The sequence below is a fragment of the Microbacterium sp. B35-04 genome (assembly GCF_010634885.1).
Taxonomy (GTDB): Bacteria; Actinomycetota; Actinomycetes; order Actinomycetales; family Microbacteriaceae; genus Microbacterium.
The window spans coordinates 21,173-27,630 of the sequence record NZ_MWLP01000045.1; the positions used below are offsets into that span (position 1 = coordinate 21,173).

Here is a 6,458-nt window from a genome sequence, read left to right on the forward strand (position 1 = left end):
CAGAGACATGGCCATCGCAACTCCGGGTGCGGCACCGGCGGATGCCCCTGCCGTCCTCTCGGCCCCCGCGCGGGCGCGTCGGTTCGGCGGGTCGTCCCGCCGGACCGACCGCCGGCGGGGCGGCTCCGCGGGACGCAATGTCCTGCAGCACCTCACCCCCTGGTTCTTCCTGGCCGCGGCAGTGGGACTGCTGCTGCTGTTCACCTACTGGCCGGCGCTGAACCTGTTCTACTTCAGCGTCACCGACTGGGACGGCATCGACCTCGAGAAGAACTTCGTCGGCCTCGACAACTACGTGCAGGTCTTCACCGACCCGCGGATCTTCTCGGTGTTCGGCGTCAGCCTCTACTACTTCTTCGCGTCGTTCGCGCAGATGGCGATCGCGCTGTACTTCGCCACGCTGCTCAGCTTCTCGACGCGCTTCTCGAACCTTTTCCGCGGCATCCTGTTCTTCCCCTATCTCATCAACGGGGTCGCGATCGGGTTCGTGTTCCTCTACCTCTTCCAGCCCGGCGGCACGCTCGACACGGTGCTGAGCTGGTTCGGCGTCGCGGATCCCCCGCAGTGGCTCGGCAACCCCGACGTCGTCAACTGGTCGCTCGCGGGCACGTCGGTCTGGCGCTACACCGGCATGAACTTCGTGCTCTTCCTCGGCGCGATCCAGTCGATCCCGCACGAGCTCTACGAAGCGGCGGACCTGGACGGCGCGAGCCGCTGGCAGCAGTTCTGGGCGATCATCTTCCCGGGCATCCGCCGCGTAGTGGGCCTGTCGTTCATCCTGGCGATCGCCGGCAGCCTCAGCGTCTTCGAGATCCCGTTCATCATGACCGGCGGCGCCAACGGATCCGCCACGTTCGTCATCCAGACGCTGCAGACCGCGTTCACCTTCCGGCAAGTGGGTCTCGCGTCCGCCATGGCCGTGGTGCTGCTGGCGATCGTGCTGGTGATCACGTGGATCCAGCGCAAGGTGTTCCCCGACGAGAAGGTCGACCTGACATGACCACCACCGAACCGCTGCAGACGATGCCGTTGCGCACGACCCCGCCGCGCACGATCCGGGGCCGGACGGCACGCGAGCGCCTCCGAGGCGTCAGTGCGACGACCGCGAAGTACCTCAGCCTGATCATCGCGTCGATCCTCACCCTGCTCCCGCTGTCGGTGCTCCTGTTCGCGAGCCTGAAGACCGCACCCGAGTACGCGCAGACCGGACCGTTCGACCCGCCCGAGAACTGGTTCAACTTCGACAACTTCGTGACCGCGTTCACGAGCGGCAAGATGCTCGAGGGCTTCGTCAACACCTCCATCGTGCTCGTCGTGTCGCTCGCCGGCACGATCTTCATCGGCACGATGGCCGCGTACGCGCTCGACCGGTTCGCGTTCCGTGGCAAGAAGCTCGTGTTCGCGCTCTTCCTCGTGGCGACGCTCATCCCGAGCGTCACGAGCCAGGTCGCGACCTTCCAGCTCATCAACGGGCTGGGGCTGTACGACACGAAGGCCGCGCTGATCCTGCTGTTCATGGGCACGGACATCATCGCGATCTACCTGTTCATCCAGTTCATGCAGTCGATCCCGGTCTCCCTCGACGAGGCGGCCATGATCGACGGCGCGAACCGCTGGACGATCTACTGGCGCATCGTGCTGCCGCTGCTGCGACCCGCGATCGCGACCGTCGTCATCATCAAGGGCATCGCGGTGTACAACGAGTTCTACGCCCCGTTCCTCTATCTGCCGTCCGAAGGACTCATCTCCACGTCGCTGTTCCGGTTCAAGGGACCGTTCGGCGCGCAGTGGGAGGTCATCTCGGCCGGCACCGTCCTCGTCATCATCCCGACCCTCGTCGCCTTCCTGCTGCTGCAGCGATGGATCTACAAGGGCCTCACCGCAGGAGCCGTCAAGTGACCACCGCCCTCTCGTTCCGTCCCCTCGACTCGGGCTGGACCCTCCGGGCTGCAGCCGGGCCCGCGCCGGACGGCTTCGACGCGCCGATGGATGCCGTCGTCCCCGGCTGCGTGCACACCGACCTTCTCGCCGCCGGCCTCATCCCCGACCCGTTCCTCGACGACAACGAGTCGGCGCTGGCGTGGATCGGCCTCGTGGACTGGACCTACACGACCTCGTTCACCTGGGCACCGGATGACACCGATCGCACCGACCTGGTGTTCGAGGGCCTCGACACCGTGACCACGATCCTGCTCAACGGACGGGAGCTCGGGTCGACCGCGAACCAGCACCGTTCCTACCGGTTCGATGTGCGTGACGCGCTCGTCGACGGCGAGAACGAGCTCGTGGTGCGGTTCCGCTCTCCCGTCAAGTACGCCAACGAGCAGAGCGTCGCGCTGGGCGCACGCCAGCGCCCCTACCCCCTCCCCTACGACGCCATCCGCAAGTCGGCGTGCAGCTTCGGGTGGGACTGGGGCATCGCGACCTACACCAGCGGCATCGTCAAGCCCGTCGGGCTCGAGTCGTGGTCGGCCACTCGCCTCGAGCAGACGCGCGTGGTTGCGACGCCGGCGGGCGGCGGGGGCACGATCACCGTCGATGTGGAACTCGAACGCGCACGCGAGGACGCAGTGACGCTGACGGTGCGCGCGGGCGGGGTCGTGGGGGCGGTCGATGTCGCCGCCGGGGACACGACCGCGACGCTCGTGGTGTCGCTCGCGAACGTCGAGCGCTGGTGGCCTGTCGGCTATGGCTCGCAGCCGCTGTACGAGGTCGAGGTCGAGCTCGCGGCATCCGACGGTTCCGTCCTCGACCGTGCGACCCGCAAGGTCGGCTTCCGCGACGTGCGCTGGGACATGACGCCCGACGAGGCCGGCACGCCGTTCACGCTCGTCGTCAACGACCAGCCGGTCTTCGTGAAGGGCGTGAACTGGATCCCCGACGACGCCCTCACGGTCCGCGTCACACGCGACCGGCTGGGCCGCCGGTTCGAACAGGCGCTTGACGCGAACCTCAACCTCATCCGCGTGTGGGGCGGCGGACTGTACGAATCGGACGACTTCTACGAGCTTGCCGACGAGATGGGCCTGCTGGTGTGGCAGGACTTCCTGTTCGCGTGCGCCGCGTACGCCGAGGAGGAGCCGCTGCGCTCCGAGATCGAGGCCGAGGCGCGCGAGAACATCGTGCGACTCGGCCACCACGCCTCGCTCGTGCTGCTCACGGGGAACAACGAGAACCTGTGGGGCTACGAGGACTGGGGTTGGAAGCTGCGCCTGGACGGCAAGACGTGGGGTGCGCACTACTACTACGAGCTGTTCCCGGCCCTCGTGGCCGAGCTCGCACCGCACGTGCCATACGCCCCCGGCAGCCCGTTCAGCCCCGGTGCCGGCTGGGACGGCGAGGGGCAGACCGGCCCCCACCCCAACGACGAGCAGCACGGCTCGATGCACCTCTGGGAGCAGTGGAACCGGCTCGACTGGCCGACCTACCGCGACCACCGGCCGCGGTTCGTCGCCGAGTTCGGCTGGCAGGGACCGCCCGCGTGGAGCACCCTCGTCCGCTCCGTCTCGGACGCCCCGCTCACCCCCGAATCGCCCGGCATGATCGTGCACCAGAAGGCGATGGAGGGCAACACCAAGCTCACGAACGGGCTGATCCCGCATTTCCGGATGCCGGAGGCCATGGAGGACTGGCACTGGGCGATGCAGCTCAACCAGGCGGTGGCCGTGCGCACCGCGCTCGAGCATTTCCGCTCGTGGGCGCCGCACACGCAGGGCGCCATCGTCTGGCAGCTCAACGACTGCTGGCCGGTCACCTCCTGGGCGGCCATCGACGGAGATGAGCGCCCGAAGCCGCTGTACTACGGGCTGAAGAACGCGTTCGCCCCGCGACTGGCGACCATCCAGCCCCGTGAGGGCGGTCTCGCCGCCGTGCTCGTGAACGACACCGCCGACACCTGGGACGGCGAGTTCGTGGCGCGCCGCGTCGGCTTCGCGGGCGACGAGCTCGCCCGGTTCACCTCACCGGTCTCGCTCGCACCGCGGGAGACGATCACCGTGCCACTTCCCGCCGAGGTCGCTGCGGCGGCCGACGCGGCGAGCGAGCTCGTCGTCGCCGGCGTCGACGAGGTGCGTGGCCACTGGTTCTTCGCGGAGCCTCGCGAATCGGCACTCGGCGCGGCGCAGGTGGAGGTTCGCACCGAACCGGCCGCGCACGGCACGCTCGTCTCGCTCACCGCCGGCTCCCTGGTGCGCGACCTCACCCTGCTCGTCGACAAGGTCGACCCCGGCGCCGTGGCCTCCGACGCCCTCGTGACCCTGCTGCCCGGCGAGAGCACGACGCTGCTCGTTCGCCACGACGGCGATCCGCTCGCGGCATCCGCGCTCTCGGATCCGCGGGTCCTGCGCACCGCCAACGAACTGGTCGCCTCGTGACCGCCGAGGCCGCCCAGTCCCTCGAGCCCTACGTGGCCGGAATGACCTGGGGATGGACGGGCGTGCGCGGCACATGGGCGACGGCCGAGGCATCCGACTCCCTCCGTGCGATGGCCGACCACGGTGTGAACTGGACGGCGATCGCGTACTCCGCCCTGCAGGAGACCGCGCAGTCGACCGAGGTGCGGTTCCGCGACGAGCCGACGGTCACCGACGACGAGATCGTGTGGGCGATCCGGCAAGCGCAGGCGCTCGGGCTGAAGGTGTGCCTCAAGCCGGTCGTCAACGTGGCCGACGGAACATGGCGCGCCCACATCGGGTTCTTCGACCAGGACGTGCCGGGTGAGCCGACCTGGGGCGAGTGGTTCGCCTCGTACCGCGAGTTCATCCTGCACGCGGCCCGCATCGCCGAGGCCGAGGGCTGCGAGATGCTCTGCATCGGCTGCGAGATGGTGCGCGCCGACGCCCGCGAGGCGGAGTGGCGCGAGCTCGTCGCCGCCGTGCGCACCGTCTACTCGGGAATCGTGACGTACAACTGCGACAAGTATCAGGAGGACCGCCTCGGCTGGTGGGACGCGGTGGACGTCGTCACCTCCAGCGGCTACTACCCGATCGGCCGCTGGGATGCCGAGCTCGACCGGATCGAGCGGGCCGTGGCCGCGACGGGCAAGCCGTTCTTCTTCATGGAGGCCGGATGTCCGTCGCGCGAGGGGTCGCCCGACCGCCCGAACGACTGGTCGCTGCCCGGTGCCCCTTCGGGCGACGAGCAGCTGCGCTACTACGAGGCGATGTTCGCCGCGTGCGACGGGCGCCCCTGGGTGGCCGGCTTCATGCTGTGGGACTGGCCGCCCCGGCTCTACGCCGCCGATGCCGCGGCGGGCAACGACGACTACTGCCCCTACGGCAAGCCGGCCGGTGAGTTCCTCCGCGAGGCGTACCGTCTCCGCGCGGGCCAGGCAAGGATGCCGCAGCTGCCATGACCGAGCACACGGTGACAGCGGTGTCCACGGGCACGACCGACTCTGCGGGAAGAAGGGGCGACAGCCGCATGAGCACAGTACTGGCGATCGATGCCGGGCAGACCGGCATCAAGGTGCGCCTCCGGGGGCATGACATGGTCTTCCCGGGCATCCGCACCCACGAGCCGCTGCTGCCGCAGCTCACGGCGGTCGCGCGCGCCGCGATCGAGCGCACGGGCGCCGAGGTGTCCGTCGTGAGCGCCGGGGTGTCGGGGCTCACCACCCAGGAAGCGGATGCCGCCGAGTTCCTCGCCCGCATCGACGATCCCGCGGTGCGCGAGGTCATCCTCGCCCACGACTCGACGACGTCGTTCCTCGGCGCGCTCGGAGATACCCGCGGAGCGGTCGTCGCCGCAGGCACCGGGGTCGTGACCCTCGCCGTCGGCGCCGAGCGCGTGGCCCGCGTCGACGGATGGGGCTACCTCATGGGCGATGCGGGCAGCGGCTACTGGATCGGGCGCGAAGCGCTCGACGCCGTGATGCGCGAGTTCGACGGGCGCGGGCCGACGACGCGACTGCGCGCCGTGGCGCAGGAGCGGTGGCCCGACCTCGGGCAGGCGTACATCCATCTGCAGTCCGCCGACGACCGGGTGAGCGTCGTCGCCTCGTTCGCCGAGCAGGTCGCCCGGCTGGCGTCCGACGGCGACGCCGTGTCGCAGCACATCACTGTGCGCGCCGGTGGCGAGCTCGCGCACAGCGTCGAGACGGCGTTGCGGCGGGTGCGCTCCGACGACCCTGACGAGCACTTCGCGGCGTGCGCGATCGGCGGCGTGTTCCGCTCCCCGCAGCTGTACGAGGCGTTCGCCTCGCACATCCGGGCGAGCGAACTCGACGTCACGCTCGTCGAGCCCCTCGGCCTCGGCATCGACGGCGCCGTCGCTCTCGCGGGCCTCGAGGCGCGGCATCCGCTCGCCCACGCGGTCTCGGTCGCGCAGGTCTGACGCATTCCGCGCAGCAGCACTGTGCGGGCGGCTCATGGAACAGCGGATGCCCCGGCCCTGTGTGGACAGGTGGGCCGGGGCATCCGGGTCTTTGCGAGGAGCGACGCCGGCGAACGCCTCCTCTT

Annotated in this window: 5 protein-coding genes; all 5 read left to right on the forward strand. The window is 69.7% G+C overall.

Features of this window, described 5'->3' with window-relative positions; genetic code table 11:
- The first annotated feature begins 7 nt into the window (after positions 1–7).
- The 5 genes from B1729_RS12100 to B1729_RS12120 all read left to right on the forward strand — a co-directional run bounded on the left by B1729_RS12100 (position 8) and on the right by B1729_RS12120 (position 6,333).
- On the forward strand, positions 8–1,000 hold the full coding sequence (locus tag B1729_RS12100; protein ID WP_163617555.1) for a sugar ABC transporter permease: 993 nt from the start codon (positions 8–10) through the stop codon (positions 998–1,000).
- Complete coding sequence (locus B1729_RS12105) at positions 997–1,899, forward strand: carbohydrate ABC transporter permease (protein WP_239525812.1); 903 nt, start codon at positions 997–999, stop codon at positions 1,897–1,899. The genes B1729_RS12100 and B1729_RS12105 overlap by 4 nt, the downstream gene beginning before the upstream one ends.
- Entirely contained in the window at positions 1,896–4,373 is a 2,478-nt protein-coding gene (locus tag B1729_RS12110; RefSeq protein ID WP_239539614.1) for a glycoside hydrolase family 2 protein, read from the forward strand. The genes B1729_RS12105 and B1729_RS12110 overlap by 4 nt, the downstream gene beginning before the upstream one ends.
- 41 nt (positions 4,374–4,414) lie before the next feature.
- Positions 4,415–5,353 carry a 1,4-beta-xylanase gene (locus tag B1729_RS12115; RefSeq protein WP_163632939.1) on the forward strand — a complete coding sequence of 313 codons (939 nt, stop codon included), beginning with the start codon at positions 4,415–4,417 and terminating at the stop codon, positions 5,351–5,353.
- 68 nt (positions 5,354–5,421) lie between these two features.
- Positions 5,422–6,333, forward strand: coding sequence for a BadF/BadG/BcrA/BcrD ATPase family protein (locus tag B1729_RS12120; protein WP_163617553.1), 912 nt, complete (start codon positions 5,422–5,424; stop codon positions 6,331–6,333).
- Positions 6,334–6,458 lie beyond the last annotated feature (125 nt).

Coding starts and splice junctions, on each gene's coding strand:
- B1729_RS12100 (WP_163617555.1), top strand. CDS start 8: ATGGCCATCGCAACTCCGGGTGCGGCACCGGCGGATGCCCCTGCCGTC.
- B1729_RS12105 (WP_239525812.1), top strand. CDS start 997: ATGACCACCACCGAACCGCTGCAGACGATGCCGTTGCGCACGACCCCG.
- B1729_RS12115 (WP_163632939.1), top strand. CDS start 4,415: ATGACCTGGGGATGGACGGGCGTGCGCGGCACATGGGCGACGGCCGAG.
- B1729_RS12120 (WP_163617553.1), top strand. CDS start 5,422: ATGAGCACAGTACTGGCGATCGATGCCGGGCAGACCGGCATCAAGGTG.